The 15,494-nt window shown below is 55.5% G+C and carries 16 protein-coding genes; 11 read left to right on the top strand and 5 right to left on the bottom strand.

What is annotated here, in order from left to right:
• Positions 1–39: 39 nt before the first annotated feature.
• The 3 genes from OGY62_RS03910 to OGY62_RS03900 are packed head-to-tail and all read left to right on the top strand — an operon-like array spanning position 40 to position 1,848.
• Positions 40–387 (top strand): YidH family protein, encoded by a 348-nt coding sequence (locus OGY62_RS03910; RefSeq protein ID WP_049010188.1) that lies wholly within the window; start codon positions 40–42, stop codon positions 385–387.
• Positions 377–739: a DUF202 domain-containing protein gene (locus OGY62_RS03905; RefSeq protein ID WP_012000783.1), complete on the top strand. Its 363-nt coding sequence runs from the start codon at positions 377–379 to the stop codon at positions 737–739. Before OGY62_RS03910 ends, OGY62_RS03905 begins: the two co-directional genes overlap by 11 nt.
• On the top strand, positions 736–1,848 hold the full coding sequence (locus OGY62_RS03900) for an anaerobic sulfatase maturase (RefSeq protein ID WP_161799987.1): 1,113 nt from the start codon (positions 736–738) through the stop codon (positions 1,846–1,848). Before OGY62_RS03905 ends, OGY62_RS03900 begins: the two co-directional genes overlap by 4 nt.
• 12 nt (positions 1,849–1,860) lie before the next feature.
• On the opposite strand, the gene dsdA is transcribed toward OGY62_RS03900, so the two are convergent.
• Together dsdA and dsdX are read right to left on the bottom strand one after the other, a co-directional pair.
• Complete coding sequence (gene dsdA, locus OGY62_RS03895) at positions 1,861–3,189, bottom strand: D-serine ammonia-lyase (RefSeq protein ID WP_286459145.1); 1,329 nt, start codon at positions 3,187–3,189, stop codon at positions 1,861–1,863.
• A 17-nt stretch (positions 3,190–3,206) separates the two neighbouring features.
• On the bottom strand, positions 3,207–4,544 hold the full coding sequence (gene dsdX / locus OGY62_RS03890) for a D-serine transporter DsdX (protein WP_012000780.1): 1,338 nt from the start codon (positions 4,542–4,544) through the stop codon (positions 3,207–3,209).
• Between the two features lie 227 nt (positions 4,545–4,771).
• Between dsdX and dsdC the strand changes: the two genes are divergently transcribed.
• A complete protein-coding gene (dsdC, locus tag OGY62_RS03885; RefSeq protein WP_024130072.1) occupies positions 4,772–5,698 on the top strand; it encodes a DNA-binding transcriptional regulator DsdC in 927 nt (308 codons plus the stop codon).
• Positions 5,699–5,787: 89 nt separating this feature from the next.
• Positions 5,788–6,849: a cellulase family glycosylhydrolase gene (locus OGY62_RS03880; protein ID WP_225622034.1), complete on the top strand. Its 1,062-nt coding sequence runs from the start codon at positions 5,788–5,790 to the stop codon at positions 6,847–6,849.
• Here OGY62_RS03880 and emrD read toward each other — a convergent pair.
• The 3 genes from emrD to tisB form a co-directional block, all read right to left on the bottom strand.
• Entirely contained in the window at positions 6,776–7,960 is a 1,185-nt protein-coding gene (emrD, locus tag OGY62_RS03875; RefSeq protein WP_058668305.1) for a multidrug efflux MFS transporter EmrD, read from the bottom strand. The genes OGY62_RS03880 and emrD overlap by 74 nt on opposite strands.
• A 246-nt stretch (positions 7,961–8,206) precedes the next feature.
• Complete coding sequence (locus OGY62_RS03870) at positions 8,207–9,040, bottom strand: EamA family transporter (RefSeq protein ID WP_286459142.1); 834 nt, start codon at positions 9,038–9,040, stop codon at positions 8,207–8,209.
• A gap of 119 nt (positions 9,041–9,159) precedes the next feature.
• Positions 9,160–9,249 carry a type I toxin-antitoxin system toxin TisB gene (tisB, locus tag OGY62_RS03865; RefSeq protein WP_047460159.1) on the bottom strand — a complete coding sequence of 30 codons (90 nt, stop codon included), beginning with the start codon at positions 9,247–9,249 and terminating at the stop codon, positions 9,160–9,162.
• A 530-nt stretch (positions 9,250–9,779) separates the two neighbouring features.
• On the opposite strand from tisB, the gene ivbL reads away from it, so the two are divergent.
• From ivbL to uhpB, 6 genes are all read left to right on the top strand, one after another.
• Positions 9,780–9,878 (top strand): ilvB operon leader peptide IvbL, encoded by a 99-nt coding sequence (gene ivbL / locus OGY62_RS03860; RefSeq protein WP_047460165.1) that lies wholly within the window; start codon positions 9,780–9,782, stop codon positions 9,876–9,878.
• Positions 9,879–9,985: 107 nt separating this feature from the next.
• Positions 9,986–11,680, top strand: a complete 1,695-nt coding sequence (gene ilvB, locus OGY62_RS03855; protein WP_286459139.1) for an acetolactate synthase large subunit — start codon at positions 9,986–9,988, stop codon at positions 11,678–11,680.
• A gap of 3 nt (positions 11,681–11,683) precedes the next feature.
• Complete coding sequence (gene ilvN, locus OGY62_RS03850; protein WP_012000771.1) at positions 11,684–11,974, top strand: acetolactate synthase small subunit; 291 nt, start codon at positions 11,684–11,686, stop codon at positions 11,972–11,974.
• 251 nt (positions 11,975–12,225) lie between these two features.
• Positions 12,226–13,227 carry a glycosyltransferase family 52 protein gene (locus tag OGY62_RS03845; RefSeq protein WP_286459137.1) on the top strand — a complete coding sequence of 334 codons (1,002 nt, stop codon included), beginning with the start codon at positions 12,226–12,228 and terminating at the stop codon, positions 13,225–13,227.
• Positions 13,228–13,394: 167 nt separating this feature from the next.
• Entirely contained in the window at positions 13,395–13,985 is a 591-nt protein-coding gene (gene uhpA, locus OGY62_RS03840) for a response regulator transcription factor UhpA (RefSeq protein ID WP_024130070.1), read from the top strand.
• Positions 13,985–15,487 (top strand): signal transduction histidine-protein kinase/phosphatase UhpB, encoded by a 1,503-nt coding sequence (gene uhpB / locus OGY62_RS03835; RefSeq protein WP_286459135.1) that lies wholly within the window; start codon positions 13,985–13,987, stop codon positions 15,485–15,487. The genes uhpA and uhpB overlap by 1 nt, the downstream gene beginning before the upstream one ends.
• Positions 15,488–15,494 lie beyond the last annotated feature (7 nt).

Here is a 15,494-nt window from a genome sequence, read left to right as displayed (position 1 = left end):
GCTTACGCCGCCATCCGGCAATAATTTAAAGGAGCCGTCATGAAGATTTCCCGCCTCGGAGAAGCGCCGGATTACCGCTTCTCGCTGGCAAATGAGCGTACCTTTCTGGCGTGGATTCGCACCGCGCTGGGGTTTCTGGCGGCGGGCGTCGGGCTTGACCAACTCGCGCCGGACTTCGCCACGCCGGTGATTCGCGAACTGCTGGCGCTGCTGTTGTGTCTCTTTGCGGGCGGCCTGGCGATTTATGGCTATCTGCGCTGGCTACGCAACGAAAAAGCGATGCGTCTGAAAGAAGACCTGCCGTACACCCATAGCCTGCTGATAATCAGCCTGATGCTGATGATTGTTGCGGTGATTGTCATGGCGCTGGTGCTGTATGCCGGATAGCCGCAAAGCCCGCCGTCAGGTTGATCCCGGTCTACAGCCGGAGCGCACGTCGCTGGCCTGGTTTCGTACCCTGTTAGGCTATGGCGCATTGATGGCGCTGGCGCTGAAACATAACTGGCATCAGGCGGGGTTTCTGTTCTGGGTTTCTATTGGCGTGCTGGCGATTGTCGCGCTCATCCTCTGGCGCTATACCCGCAGCCGTAACCTGATGGATGTGGCGCACAGTGATTTTTCCGAATCTCGCGCCGTGCGTGACAAATTTTTGATCTCTCTCGCGGTGTTGTCCCTCGCAATACTGTTTGCTGTAACGCATATTCGTCAACTTATCGTCTTTATTAGGGATGTTGCATGACAGGATGTCAGGTCATGGCTAAACCGGCCAGCTCACGTTGTAACCTTGATTGTCATTACTGTTTTTATATCGATAAACCCTCTCAACCCGTTATGGATAACGCGACCTTAGAGGCTTTTATTTGCCAGCATATTGCCGCGCAGCCGGTTGATGATGTGCTGTTTGCCTGGCAGGGCGGAGAGCCGACGCTGTGTGGACTCGATTTTTTTCACCGCGTGGTCGCGTTGCAAAAACGCTATGGAGAGGGGAAACGCATCCAGAATACCTTCCAGACTAACGGCATTTTACTCAGTGACGAGTGGTGCCGATTCTTACGCGATAACGGCTGGCTGGTCGGTATCTCACTGGATGGCCCCGCCGATTTACATGATGCTTACCGCGTTAGCCGTAGTGGAAAACCAACGCATCATAAGGTGGTGGAAGCGATAGCAAGGCTGGTTGCCCATCGCGTGGACTTCAACCTGCTGGTGGTGGTGAATCGGCTGAACAGCCAGCAGCCTGCGCGTATGTATCGCTATCTTCGCCAGCTTGGCACGCCTTTTCTTCAGTTCATTCCGTTGGTTGAACGTGACGATAGCGGCAAACTGACCGCTGATTCCGTGACGTCGGAAGACTGGGGGCATTTTCTCAACGATGTGTTTGATCTCTGGGTTCGGGAAGATATTGGGCGCGTTTTTGTGCAACTGTTTGATTCGATGCTGGGCGTGTGGAGTGGGCATCCGGCACAAATGTGCGCGCTTAGCGAAACCTGCGGTCACGCGTTCGCCCTGGAAGCAAACGGCGATCTCTATCAGTGCGATCACTATGTCTACCCGGCGTTCCGGCTGGGTAATATCCATCAAACGCCGCTACATATGCTAAACGCCAGCCCGCAGGCGAGAGAATTTGGACAGCAGAAAAAATCAACGCTGGGGGCGGATTGCCTGGACTGCGCCTTATTGCGATTCTGCAACGGTGATTGTCCAAAGCATCGGGATTTAAGCGGGAAAAGCGTGCTGTGCGGCGGGTATAAAGCGTTTATTAACCACACGTCGCCGCATATGCGCGTCATGCGGGATCTGATAAAACAGCATCGCTCACCGATGGAGCTGATGGCGATGCTGCGTTAAGGTCAGTGACGTTTAGCGCCCTTTCGCCAGGTACTGCGCCATCTCTTCTTCCGGCACCATACCGCCGCCGGTCGCCCACACCAGATGCGTGGCGTGATTAAGCTGCTCAGGGCTGAAGGCGTGCATCTGCTGGTAATCCGTCGAACGGCAAACACGCTGCGGCCCGGCCATTCCCGCCAGTGCGGAAGGCTCCAGGCGAATACCTTCTTCCTGCGCCAGCCAACCCAGCATGTCGTACATCGTCCGATCGTCGAGGGTGTACAGCCCGTCCAACAGACGTTCCATTGCCCGCCCTACAAACCCGGATGCGCGCCCCACCGCCAGGCCGTCTGCCGCCGTCAGGTTATCGACGCCAATCTCCTGGACGGAAATGGCATCATGCAGACCGGTATATACGCCCAGTAACATGCACGGAGAGTGGGTTGGTTCGGCGAAGAAGCAGTGGACGTTGTCGCCAAATGCCAGTTTCAGACCAAAAGCCACACCGCCAGGGCCGCCGCCAACGCCGCACGGCAGGTAGACAAACAGCGGATGGTCGGCATCCACCACGCGCCCCTGCTGCGCAAACTGAGCCTTCAGGCGCTGCCCGGCCACCGCATAGCCCAAAAACAGCGTGCGGGAGTTTTCATCGTCAATAAAGAAACAGTTTGGATCGGACTGTGCCGCTTTGCGTCCTTGCTCAACCGCTACGCCGTAATCCTCTTCGTATTCCACTACCGTTACGCCGTGGCTGCGCAGTTTGGCTTTCTTCCAGGCGCGGGCGTCGGCGGACATATGCACCGTCACCTTAAAGCCGATACAGGCGCTCATAATGCCAATCGACAGCCCCAGATTACCGGTTGAACCCACGGCAATACTGTACTGGCTGAAGAACTGCCTGAACTCCGGTGAAAGCATTACGCTGTAGTCATCTTCGGTCGTCAGCAGACCCGCCTCCAGCGCCAGTTTTTCCGTGTGGGCCAGCACTTCATAAATCCCGCCACGGGCTTTTATCGAGCCGGAAATCGGTAAGTGACTGTCTTTTTTCAGCAGAAGTTCGCCGCTGATTTTCTGTCCGTACTCTTTTTCCAGCCGTTGCTGCATTGCGGTGATGATCGCCAGTTCAGACTCAATAATCCCGCCGGTTGCGGCGGTTTCCGGGAAGGCTTTTGCCAGATACGGCGCGAAACGGGCCAGGCGGGCATGCGCATCCTGTACATCCTGCGCTGTCAGACCAACATAGGGTAAACCTTCCGCAAGAGAGGTGGCGCCTGGGTTAAACCAGGTCGTTTCTTTGAGGGCGATCAGATCCTCTACCAGAGGATACTGAGCGATGAGTGAAGTCATTTTAGCGTTTTCCATAATACGTCTCTTTGCGCTTAGATGATAAAGGAAAGCAGGAATGTGCCCGCCAGAGCAACAACCGACGCGATAAATGTCGCGGTTGTATAGTACTTAAATGTTTCATTCAGGGTGGCGCCGCAGTATTGCTTCACCAGCCAGAAGAGGGAGTCGGTCACGATCGTGCAGCCAATCGCGCCGGAACCGATGGCAATGGCGATGATCTCCGGGCTGACGTTGGGGTAGAGCGGCAGCATCGGCGCGACAATCGCCGTCGCGCCCATCATCGCGACCGTTGCGGAACCCACTGCGGCGTGCAGAATCAGCGCCACCAGCCAGGCCAGCAGAATCGGGTGCATGTGCATATTGGAGAGGATCACCGCCAGCGTATCCGCCAGACCGCTGCTTTTGAGGATAGCGTTGAACGCGCCGCCTGCACCGATAATCAGCAGGATGTTAGCAATCGAGCCAAAGCCGTTTTCGGTATGGGTCAGCAACGTACCCATACCGATATGCTGACGCAGGCCGAGAATGTAATAGGCCACGAAAACGGCGATAAACATTGCGGTGATCGGGTTGCCGATAAACTCCAGCAGCGTATACAGCGTGCCGCCCTGCGTCATATTCAGTTCGGCAACGGTTTTTACCAGCATCAGGCCAATCGGCAGCAGGACGGTAAACAGCGTCGCGCGTAAAGAAGGCAGCGTATTTTCATCGCGCACTTCGAGATCCGCAAACTCCGCCGGCACCGGCTTAAACGGCAGGCGGTTGCCGAGGAACTTCAGGAATAGCGGCCCGCCGACCAGCGACGCCACCAGCCCAACCAGCAAACCGTAGACGATAACGGAACCGATATCCGCGCCCAGCTTATTCGCCACAAACAGCGCAGCCGGATGCGGCGGCACCACGCAATGCACCGCCATTAGCGCGGTACACAGCGGAATAGCCAGCTTCAGCAGCGACGTGTTGGTTTTCTTCGCTATCGAAAATGCCAGTGGGATGAGTAGTACCACACCCACTTCCACAAACAGCGTGATGCCGCAAATCAGCCCCACCAGCACCATGATCACGTCAGCGGAAAGCCAGCGGCAACGCTGGAGCGTCAGGCCGATCCGTTCTGCCGCACCGGACACTTCCATCATTTTGCCGAGAATGGTTCCGAGACCGATGACGGCGGCGAGGAAGCCTAACGTGCCGCCAATACCGCTTTCAATCGCATTGACCATCTCCAGCGGCCCCATGCCCATCATCGCGCCCACAAAGAAACTGGCCAGCAGCAGTGCCAGAAACGGGTGGAACCTGAATTTCACGATGGTCAGCACGATTAGCACGATGCTTACCAGCAGCGTGCTCACAACCCAAATTTGAGAGTGCATATCTCACCTTGCCCTGTGATTAACATAGGCGTATTGGACGAAAAAACGGCACTTGCTGACAAACGATATAAATTGCCCTTCGCATGAACCAGATTGAATCAAAAGGGTGATTTGCATCCAATAATGGTCTGTTTATGCGATATGGTTCACTTTGATTCATCTTTACGCTGATTTTCCAGGCGCATTTTTTTACACTGCAAAGCCAAAAAGAGGTCACAGAGGCGGCGATGGAACCCTTACGCGACGGCAGAAACCGTTTACTCAACGGTTGGCAATTATCAAAGCTGTACACCTTTGAAGTGGCGGCCAGGCATCAGTCTTTTGCGCTGGCGGCGGATGAGCTGTCGCTAAGTCCCAGCGCGGTCAGCCATCGAATCAATCAACTGGAAGAGGAACTGGGGATTCAGCTCTTTGTCCGTTCGCACCGCAAAGTAGAACTCACCCATGAGGGCAAGCGGGTATTCTGGGCGTTGAAATCGTCGCTGGATACGCTGAATCAGGAAATCCTCGATATTAAAAATCAGGAGTTGTCAGGGACGCTGACCGTCTACTCGCGGCCTTCGATTGCTCAGTGCTGGCTGGTGCCTGCGCTGGGAGACTTTACTCGCCGCTATCCGTCCATCTCGCTGACCATGTTGACCGGTAATGACAACGTGAATCTCCAGCGGGCAGGGATTGATTTAGCGATCTATTTTGATGATGCGCCCTCGGCGCAGCTGACGCATCACTTCCTGATGGATGAGGCCATTCTGCCGGTGTGCAGCCCCGAATATGCCCGTCATCATGACTTAACGAATGCGCGGGTTAACCTGCGCCACTGTACGCTCCTGCATGACCGACAGGCATGGAGCAACGACTCCGGCACTGATGAATGGCACAGTTGGGCGCAGCATTTTGGCGTGAATCTGCCGACATCGTCGGGCATTGGCTTCGATCGTTCCGATTTAGCCGTTATTGCGGCAATGAACCATATCGGTGTGGCGATGGGGCGTAAACGGCTGGTGCAAAAGCGTCTTGATAGCGGCGAACTGATTGCGCCTTTCGGCGAGATGACGCTGAAATGCCACCAGCACTATTATGTGACCACGCTGCCTGGCAGACAGTGGCCGAAAATCGAGGCGTTTATCGGCTGGTTGCAGGAGCAGGCGACGTAGCGTTTGCCACGCGAAGATTTATTGCATGTAAAGCCAGAAAGCGTGCTAAATACGTGATATGACTCCTGATGATTTGCTTAAGGACAATCGTGTTAAAGCCGCTTGCTTCTCTCTTCCTGCTCGTCAGCGCCACGGTGTGCGCGGCTCAGCCGCCGTTGACCGCTTCGCGCTATGCGCAGCAGCTTGGTGTGGGGATGGACGTTGACTGGGCGCGCACCGAACGGGGTATCCGGGAGTTTGATCCTCTGGTGGTGCGTGATTTTCAGGCGAAGGGATTTAAGCATGTGCGCATACGCGTCGCGGGAGAGCCGACGGAAGCGCGACTCATCCACCTGCGAAAACTGGTGGAGGCGTGTGAGCAGTATGGCGTGATTCCAATCATTGCTTATCAGGCCGATGAGTATAAAAACGACCCCAGTCCCGGCAATGAACAAGAGGTGATCAACTGGTGGGTGGCCGTCGCGCACTATTTTGCGCAACGTTCGCCGCTGCTGGGGTTTGACCTGATTTATGAACCGGCGGAGAAACTCAACCACAGCCAGGCTTCCCTGAACCGGGTATATGACAAAACCATCCGCACCCTTCACGCGATTGACCCCCAACGCATGATTTTTGTCGCGCCTCGTTTGCGCGCCGCGCCGGAAGCGTTGTCGGCCCTAAAACTGCCCCCGCAAAGCCAGAATTACGTGCTGGCGGAGTGGCATATCTTTCCGTGGGGGCCGTTGAAAAATAACGGTAAATACCCGTGGACGTCAGGCACGGCGGCGGAGAAAGCGGCGATTCGCGCGCGAATTAACGCCGCCGTGCGCTGGCAGCAAAAAACCGGCCATGTCAGTTGGGTTGGCGGCTGGGCGCCGGGTGAATCAATCAAAAATAGCCCTTCCGCTTCGCAGCTCGCGTTTGCCCGGTTTATGGCGTGCGAGTTGCAAAGGGTGAATATTCCGTATGCGATTAACGCGGATACGCAGTTTTATGACGGAGAAGAAGGGGCGTGGCGTCCGGCGCTGGAGCCGCTCCTGACCACGATGATCTCGCCGGTATGTGAAAAGCCCGGCGGGAAACCGGGCCATCATTCGATTAAATCGTCTGCCCCTGATGCGGCACACGCGACGCCAGCGGCAGCCAGCACAGTAAAATCAGCAGCCCCATAAGCGTCATCAAAAAGCCGAGGCTACCCTGCCCGGTTTGCGGCAGCATCGCGGAGAGCCACGCCAGCACGCCGGAGCCGATGTTTTGCAGGCCGCCCACCAGCGCGCCAGCCGTTCCGGCGAGGAACGGGAAAGGTTCCATCGCGCCGCTGGTCGCCAGTGGGAACAGCATTCCGGCGCCGAAAAAGAACAGCGCGGCGGGGATCAGCAGCGTCCAGACGTTCATCACGCCAAACAGACCTGGGACCCACATCATGACGCCCGCCAACAGGCAACTGAATACCGACTGCCACATCAGCGTTGCGAAGCGCTTATTCGGGCGACCCGCAAACCACGCGCCGAAAAACGCCGCCGGAATTGGCAGAATAAACAGGATGCTCACCACCATGCTGCTCAGACCCAGCACCGCTCCCATCAGCACGCCGGAGCAGGCTTCAAAGACGGCGATTCCCGCCAGTCCACCAATCAGCATCAGCAGATAACAGGTAAATGCGCCGTTGCCGAATAATGTTTTATAGCTGGCGATCAGGCGGGTACGTGGTGCGCCTGTGGGGCGCGTCTCCGGCATCCAGCGTGCCATACTGAAGGTGACGCCTGCGCAGAGAACCAGCAGGAAAACGTAACAGGCGCGCCAGTTCCAGACGGTATCCAGCAGTCCGCCAATCAGCGGCGCCAGCAACGGACTCACCAGAATCCCCATATTCAGCAGGCTGTTAGCGTGGCGTAACTGCGTACCTTCATACAGATCGCGCGGCAGCGTACGCGCCATCACGCCGCCGACGCCGGTGCCCATGCCCTGTAACGCGCTGGCGGCAATCAATACCGTCAGGCTGTGGGTGGTAATCGCGACCAGCGTAGCCAGCATAAAAATGGACATCCCGACGAGGATCACCGGGCGGCGCCCTACCCGATCGGAAAGCGGGCCGTAAAACAGTTGTGATACGCCGTAGGTGAGCAGGTAAGCGGCCATGACGCTCTGTACTGCCCCTTCACGAACGTTCAGTTCACGCGCCATATCGGCAATGGCGGGGATATAAATGGTTTGCGCCATCTGCCCGACGGCCACCAGTAATACCAACATCAACAACAAATTGACGCTTCTCTGCCTTTTCATTTCGCTGATTACTTTAAAAAAAAGAAAAAAATAAGAATAAGGTGCTACGCATTCCCATAAATGCGAGTGGAATCTACCACACTAAAAAAAGAAGGCCATATTCACGGCGGGAATAGCGCGGGAGCCGAACGGCAGGATATGTAAACAAAAAGCGGCAACAATTGTTGCCGAGAGATTATTTTACCGCAGTTTGATGGTGCCCGGCGGCTCCCGTAGGCCGGATAAGGCGTAGCCGCCATCCGGCAATCAGGATAAACGCAGTAATATCGCCCCGGCGGCAATCCCGCCAGCCGCGACCAACCGTAGCCCGGCGACTTTCTCATTGAGCAGCAGCCAGGCAATCAGCGCGCCGAACAGAATGGATGTTTCACGCAGTGCGGCCACCACGGCCAGCGGCGCCTGAGTCATCGCCCACAGCGCCAGCCCATAGGAACCCATCGTGCCGATACCGCCAAAAATGCCTTTCTTCCAGTGCTGCGCCAGATAGCGCGAGGCTTCCCGCCGCCGGGCAATCATCGCCCAGCCAAGCAGACAGGTGCCGTTCAACAAGAAGGTCCACAGCGTATAACCCAGCGCGGTTTCTGACACCCGCACGCCCGTACCGTCCACCAGCGTATAGCCAGCGATAAAGCAGGCGTTGATCAGCGCCAGCGTGATACCCCGCCGGGAGCGGGCACGACCGTTACAGGCCATGCCGAGAATCGCCAGGCAAATTACCGCGATGCCGAGCCAGGCCATTGTGGAAAGGCTATCGCCAAGAAACAGGACGCTAATTATCGCCACCAGCAGCGGTGCGGTGCCGCGCATCAGGGGATAGGTCTGGCTCATATCCGAAACCTGATAGGTTTTGGCGACCAGCACGGTATAAACCACCTGTAAGGCGATGGAGGCGGCTAAAAAAGGGATGCTGGCGGCGGGAAGGGGCGGGGCGAAGGGCAGACACGCCAGCGCCATCAACGCTGCGGAACCACTGACGCTGATTGCGGAGTAAAGTTTGTCATTTCCCGCCTTCACGATGGCGTTCCAGCTGGCATGCAGCAGCGCGGCGAACAGTAAAATGCAGAAAATGGAAAGGGTCATGGTTCAGGTATCGTCAGTGGTTGTCATAAAAACGTAACATATCGACGATGGACAAGCACCAGGCAGATGATGAAAGGGGAGCGGTTGCCCGCTCCCCTTCGGTGCGGCTTGAATCTGAATTACCGGAGGTATTTCAGAACGGCATCAAGCAGTTGCAGTGCAGCAACAATGAGTTTCAGGATAAGAATAGCGATATCCACGAGGCTCATACGCTCTCCTTCTGGTAAAAGGAGCACGGTGCTGACGTACCTCTCCGCCGCCTGTTGTCAGCACCTTTTGTTGACATAACACAGTGTGCTCACACGGGGGTTAAGGCGCTGACGGCACCACCCGTTTCAGCCAGGACTTTGTTGCGCCGGTTACGATGCGGCCCCCTATAACACATTGCGTACAGTGATATTATAGATAAATACTGTATGAATGAACAGTATTTTGTGGACGGATCGCGACTTCTGATCCATACTCAAATGCGTCAAAATTCGTGCCGAAATTGCGTGTTCTTCGCGGAACGCGTATACTTCTGATGTTGATATAACACAGTGTGCTTTGCGGCAACCAACCGCATAACGCTGATAAAAACCTCGCTCCGGCGGGGTTTTTTGTTTTGCAGGCCAGCGTCGGCATCTGGCAAAGCGTGATCGTCGACGCATTTTTGTGCAGATGAAAAATTTTCCGTTGTCATGCCTGAAAAGCTGTGCTTGTATAAAACCTGTTAATCCATAAACAGACAAGGTCCCTAATGAACCCTTCCATGCTGACTGCGACCCTACTAAAAACTGCGCAACCTGCCGCAGTGGTCGTCGTGCGTGTGGTGGTGGTCGTCGGCAATGCGCCGTAGGGACTGGAACAACACACGATTCCAAAACCCCGCCGGCGCAAACCGGGCGGGGTTTTTCGTTTAAGACACCTTCCCGGCAAGTCGGCCCAGAATAAAAGGACTGGAGCATGGCAAGTTCGGGCACAACATCAACATCCCCGCGTACGCGCTTTACGGGCGCAGAGTTTATCGTTCATTTTCTGGAACGTCAGGGCATTAACATCGTCACTGGCATTCCGGGCGGTTCGATTCTCCCCGTTTACGACGCCTTAAGCCAAAGTACGCAAATTCGCCACATCCTGGCGCGCCATGAACAGGGGGCGGGGTTTATCGCTCAGGGGATGGCGCGAACCGACGGTAAACCCGCGGTATGTATGGCCTGTAGCGGGCCGGGCGCGACTAACCTGGTCACCGCCATTGCCGACGCGCGTCTCGACTCCATTCCGTTGGTATGCATCACCGGTCAGGTTCCGGCCTCGATGATCGGCACCGATGCGTTTCAGGAAGTTGACACCTACGGCATCTCTATCCCCATCACAAAACATAACTATCTGGTCAGAGATATCAATGAGTTGCCACAGGTAATGTGCGATGCGTTTCGCCTTGCCCAGTCCGGGCGCCCTGGGCCGGTGTGGATAGACATTCCTAAGGATATACAGACGGCGGTGTTTGACATTGAAGCGTTGCCTGCTCCGGCTGAAAAAATAGCGACGCCGGAATTCAGCGCTGAGAGCATTCGTGATGCGGCGGCGATGATCAACGCCGCGAAGCGCCCGGTGCTGTATCTTGGCGGCGGCGTGATTAACGCGCCTGCGCGTGTGCGTGAACTGGCGGAAAAAGCCAGACTGCCCACCACTATGACCCTGATGGCGCTGGGCATACTGCCGAAGGCGCATCCGCTTTCTCTGGGGATGCTGGGCATGCATGGCGCGCGCAGCACAAACTATATTCTGCAAGAGGCGGATCTGCTGGTGGTTCTGGGGGCACGTTTTGATGACCGGGCGATTGGCAAAACCGAACAGTTCTGCCCGAATGCCAAAATCATCCATGTGGATATCGATCGCGCGGAGCTGGGTAAAATTAAACAACCGCACGTTGCCATTCAGGCTGATGTTGATGACGTTCTGGCGCAGTTGATTCCGCACATTGAGGCTCAGCCACGCGAAGAGTGGCATCAACTGGTGGCGGATTTGCAGCGCGAGTTCCCGTGCGCGATCCCTGAAGCCAGCGATCCGCTTAGCCATTACGGGCTGATTAATGCCGTTGCCGCCTGCGTGGATGACAGCGCGATTATCACGACCGATGTAGGCCAGCACCAGATGTGGGCCGCACAGGCTTATCCGCTCAACCGTCCGCGTCAGTGGCTGACTTCCGGCGGGCTGGGGACGATGGGTTTTGGCTTGCCTGCGGCGATTGGCGCGGCGCTGGCGAACCCGGACAAGAAAGTGTTGTGCTTCTCCGGCGACGGCAGCCTGATGATGAATATTCAGGAGATGGCGACCGCCAGCGAAAACCAACTGGATGTAAAAATTATCCTGATGAATAACGAAGCGTTGGGGCTGGTGCATCAGCAACAAAGCCTGTTCTACAAGCAGGGCGTGTTTGCTGCCACCTATCCAGGGATGATCAACTTTATGCAGATTGCTGCGGGTTTTGGTCTGGAAACCTGTGATTTAAATAATGAAGCCGATCCGCAAGCGGCGCTGCGGGAAATCATCAGCCGCCCAGGACCGGCGCTGATCCATGTACGTATTGATGCAGACGAAAAAGTTTATCCGATGGTGCCGCCGGGTGCGGCCAATACTGAGATGGTGGGGGAATAAACCATGCAGAAACAATCACATGAGAACGTTATCCTGGAACTCACCGTCCGTAACCACCCTGGCGTCATGACGCACGTTTGCGGGCTGTTCGCCCGTCGCGCTTTCAACGTGGAAGGGATTCTGTGTCTACCCATCCAGAGCAGCGACCAGAGCCGCATCTGGCTACTGGTCAACGACGATCAGCGTCTGGAGCAGATGATTAGTCAGATCGATAAACTGGAAGATGTGGTGAAAGTGGCGCGCAATCAGTCCGATCCGTCGATGTTTAATAAAATCTCGGTTTTCTTTGAGTAATAATGGCTATCTGAACAAGGGGAAACCCTTGTTCAGGTTAATTATTTGAGAGTGTTATATAACCATAAGTAATATTTTCGGACGTGACGTGTCTTTATTATCCGGTTTATGAACTGTCTTATTTGCAGTATAGAAAGTATCTTTTCGGACAAAGTGACCAATACTCGCCTGAGCGTCTGGGGCGCTTCTTTACGATGTCATATTGCAATGATATTATGCGCCGGGTTGCTGTGATTCAGAGCGAATAACTAATGGAAATCGTTGAGCATCTTTTTATTGTTTGCTCCCCGCTTCAGCTCAGAATTGTTTCTAAGATTAAAGCGAGGTATAAACACGCACGTTTTCATATCATCTACCTTAAAACAAAGGTAGAGTTAAAATCCTATATATATGAAACGGTTAATAATGAATTTTCTTCTGGCTTAGTCGCCAGTATGGATTATGGATTTATTAACATGCTGAAAATCAATCGCTTTCTTTCTCATAAAACAATCCATTATGTCTATATGGCGAATATCAGCCATCTTTCAGTGCAATACATTCTAAAAATGTTGTCTGATGACGTTAAGATTAGAACATTTGATGATGGCATTCTGAGTATCAACTCCGCAGGCTATCTTGATAAACAAATAAAACTACGAAAAGGCCCCAGTCGTAAGTTAACGCGGATGTGGCTTGGTCAGCATTATAATATCAGGGATATCGCGAAAAGAAGTGAGCTGCATTTCTCTATCGTAAAGCATAAAAGCAAAAGTAGAAATGTAGACTGCGATATTGTTTATATTGATGTTCTCTCAGAGGAGAAACAGCGCTTGCATACTGAGCGCAGTGCGCCTGTCTATGCCGGGGAGATCAATGTCTTTGTGGGCTCGAAATTTAAAGATATCCTTGATGTGAAAAATGATTCCAACCTTATTGCGTTGATTCATAAGATAAAGACGCTCGCAGCGCACTATCCTTCACTCCAGTACCTCAGGCACCCAAGAGAGTACAGCCAGCAGGTGTTTGGCATGACGGAAATTACGCTGAACGCCATTTCTGAAGATTATATTTGCCAGTTATCTTCGGCTTACCAGCGAGTGAATGTCTTTGGGTTTGCAAGCACTTGCCAGCTTAATGTGATGAAATTAGAGAATGTTTACATCACACTGCTAAAAACCACCCTGATCCGGCCCGATATTCGGGATTCCTTTGCGCTTTTTTCTGATAGCGACAAAGTGCGTATCTGCGACCTGGACAGTATGGAACCGTAACGGAGTCGTACGCCCGCCAGACGCATTGAATGCTGCTCACGGCTTGAACAGCCATGCGCTTATCGTTAAGGTAAGCGCTTTGTTGGATGGCCGGCCTACAACGGCTCCCGCCCGTAGGCCTGATAAGCGCAGCGCCATCAGGCACTTTCAAGTACCAGGACAGAACCATGATCACCATCGCCCTTATTGACGATCACCTTATCGTCCGCTCCGGCTTTGCGCAGCTGCTGGGGCTGGAACCTGATTTACAGGTTGTGGCCGAGTTTGGCTCGGGGCAGGAGGCGCTGGCGGGATTACCGGGGCGCGGCGTGCAGGTCTGCATCTGCGATATCTCCATGCCGGATATCTCCGGGCTGGAGTTATTAAGTCAGCTTCCTAAAGGGATGGCGACGATAATGCTGTCGGTACATGACAGTCCGGCGCTGGTGGAACAGGCGCTGAACGCCGGTGCGCGCGGCTTCCTTTCCAAGCGCTGTAGCCCTGACGAGCTGATTGCCGCGGTACACACGGTGGCGACGGGCGGCTGTTACCTGACGCCGGATATCGCCGTTAAACTGGCGGCCGGACGGCAGGACCCGCTGACCAGACGTGAACGCCAGGTGGCGGAAAAGCTGGCGCAGGGAATGGCGGTGAAAGAGATCGCCGCCGAGCTGGGGCTGTCGCCAAAAACGGTACACGTACATCGCGCCAATCTTCTGGAAAAACTGGGCGTCAGCAACGATGTTGAGCTGGCGCGCCGCATGTTTGATGGCTGGTGATGAAAACCATCCTCTCCCGGTTAATTACCGTTATTGCCTGCTTTTTTATCTTCTCCGCCGCGTGGTTTTGCCTGTGGAGCATCAGCCTGCACCTGGTTGAGCGCCCGGAGCTGGCGGTACTGCTGTTCCCGTTCGGTTTACGCCTGGGGCTGATGTTGCAGTGTCCGCGCAGCTACTGGCCGGTATTGCTGGGCGCGGAATGGCTGCTGGTCTGGTGGCTGGCGCAGGAAGTGGCGCTGGCGCATCTATCGCTTTTGATGATCGGAAGCCTGTTGACGCTGCTGCCTGTGGCATTAATCTCCCGCTATCGCCATCAGCGCGACTGGCGCACCCTGCTGTTACAGGGCGCGGCCTTGACGGCGGCGGCATTGTTACAGTCTCTGCCCTGGTTAGGCCAGGGGGAAGAGACGTTAAACGCGCTGCTGCTGACGCTTACTGGCGGGTTGACGCTGGCGCCCATCTGTCTGGTGTTCTGGCATTACCTGACCAGCACCACCTGGTTACCGCTCGGCCCGGCGCTGGTCTCGCAACCGGTGAACTGGCGCGGGCGGCATCTGGTCTGGTATCTGCTGCTGTTCACCGTCAGCCTGTGGCTACAGCTGGGTCTACCGGCTGAGCTGTCACGCTTTACGCCGTTCTGCCTTGCGCTGCCGATTATTGCGCTCGCCTGGCATTATGGCTGGCAAGGGGCGCTGATCGCGACGTTGATGAACGCCATTGCGCTGATTGCCAGCCAGACCTGGCACGATCATCCCGTTGATTTACTGCTTTCTCTGCTGGCGCAAAGCCTGACCGGGCTGCTGCTTGGCGCGGGGATTCAGCGCCTGCGCGAACTCAACCAGTCGCTGCAAAATGAGCTGGCGCGCAACCATCGTCTGGCGGAACGCCTGCTGGAAACGGAAGAGAGCGTGCGGCGCGACGTAGCGCGGGAACTGCATGACGACATCGGTCAGACCATCACCGCCATTCGCACTCAGGCGGGAATTGTACAGCGGCTGGCGGCGGATAATGGCGGCGTAAAACAGAGCGGGGCGCACATTGAGCAACTGTCGCTGGGCGTGTATGACGCGGTGCGTCGCCTGCTGGGGCGCTTGCGTCCACGCCAGTTGGATGACCTGACGCTGGAACAGGCTATCCGTTCGCTGATGCGGGAAATGGAGCTGGAAAGTCGCGGCATCATCAGCCATCTCGACTGGCGAATAGACGAGTCTGCGCTCAGCGAAAGCCAGCGGGTAACGCTGTTTCGCGTCTGTCAGGAAGGGCTGAACAACATTGTGAAACACGCTAATGCCAGCGCGGTTACGCTACAGGGCTGGCAGCAGGATGAGCGGCTGATGTTGGTGATTGAAGATGATGGCAGCGGCCTGCCGCCGGATTCCGGCCAGCAAGGCTTTGGTCTGACCGGGATGCGCGAGCGCGTGACGGCGCTTGGCGGCGTGCTGGCTATCTCCTGTACGCACGGCACGCGCGTTAGCGTGTCGTTGCCTCTGCGTTACGTTTAAGGAGCGG

The organism is Citrobacter sp. CK198 (assembly GCF_030333295.1).
In the GTDB taxonomy this organism is placed as follows: Bacteria; Pseudomonadota; Gammaproteobacteria; order Enterobacterales; family Enterobacteriaceae; genus Citrobacter_B; species Citrobacter_B koseri.
Note: the sequence above shows the minus strand (reverse complement) of the source record. Positions and strands in the feature narration are given on the sequence as shown.

Excerpts from the sequence above, each read along its gene's own strand:
- dsdC (WP_024130072.1), top strand. The coding sequence starts at position 4,772 with ATGGAACCCTTACGCGACGGCAGAAACCGTTTACTCAACGGTTGGCAA.
- uhpB (WP_286459135.1), top strand. The coding sequence starts at position 13,985 with ATGAAAACCATCCTCTCCCGGTTAATTACCGTTATTGCCTGCTTTTTT.
- OGY62_RS03905 (WP_012000783.1), top strand. The coding sequence starts at position 377 with ATGCCGGATAGCCGCAAAGCCCGCCGTCAGGTTGATCCCGGTCTACAG.
- ilvB (WP_286459139.1), top strand. The coding sequence starts at position 9,986 with ATGGCAAGTTCGGGCACAACATCAACATCCCCGCGTACGCGCTTTACG.
- OGY62_RS03870 (WP_286459142.1), bottom strand. The coding sequence starts at position 9,040 with ATGACCCTTTCCATTTTCTGCATTTTACTGTTCGCCGCGCTGCTGCAT.
- tisB (WP_047460159.1), bottom strand. The coding sequence starts at position 9,249 with ATGAGCCTCGTGGATATCGCTATTCTTATCCTGAAACTCATTGTTGCT.
- ivbL (WP_047460165.1), top strand. The coding sequence starts at position 9,780 with ATGAACCCTTCCATGCTGACTGCGACCCTACTAAAAACTGCGCAACCT.
- ilvN (WP_012000771.1), top strand. The coding sequence starts at position 11,684 with ATGCAGAAACAATCACATGAGAACGTTATCCTGGAACTCACCGTCCGT.
- OGY62_RS03845 (WP_286459137.1), top strand. The coding sequence starts at position 12,226 with ATGGAAATCGTTGAGCATCTTTTTATTGTTTGCTCCCCGCTTCAGCTC.
- dsdA (WP_286459145.1), bottom strand. The coding sequence starts at position 3,189 with ATGGAAAACGCTAAAATGACTTCACTCATCGCTCAGTATCCTCTGGTA.
- OGY62_RS03900 (WP_161799987.1), top strand. The coding sequence starts at position 736 with ATGACAGGATGTCAGGTCATGGCTAAACCGGCCAGCTCACGTTGTAAC.
- dsdX (WP_012000780.1), bottom strand. The coding sequence starts at position 4,544 with ATGCACTCTCAAATTTGGGTTGTGAGCACGCTGCTGGTAAGCATCGTG.
- OGY62_RS03910 (WP_049010188.1), top strand. The coding sequence starts at position 40 with ATGAAGATTTCCCGCCTCGGAGAAGCGCCGGATTACCGCTTCTCGCTG.
- uhpA (WP_024130070.1), top strand. The coding sequence starts at position 13,395 with ATGATCACCATCGCCCTTATTGACGATCACCTTATCGTCCGCTCCGGC.
- emrD (WP_058668305.1), bottom strand. The coding sequence starts at position 7,960 with ATGAAAAGGCAGAGAAGCGTCAATTTGTTGTTGATGTTGGTATTACTG.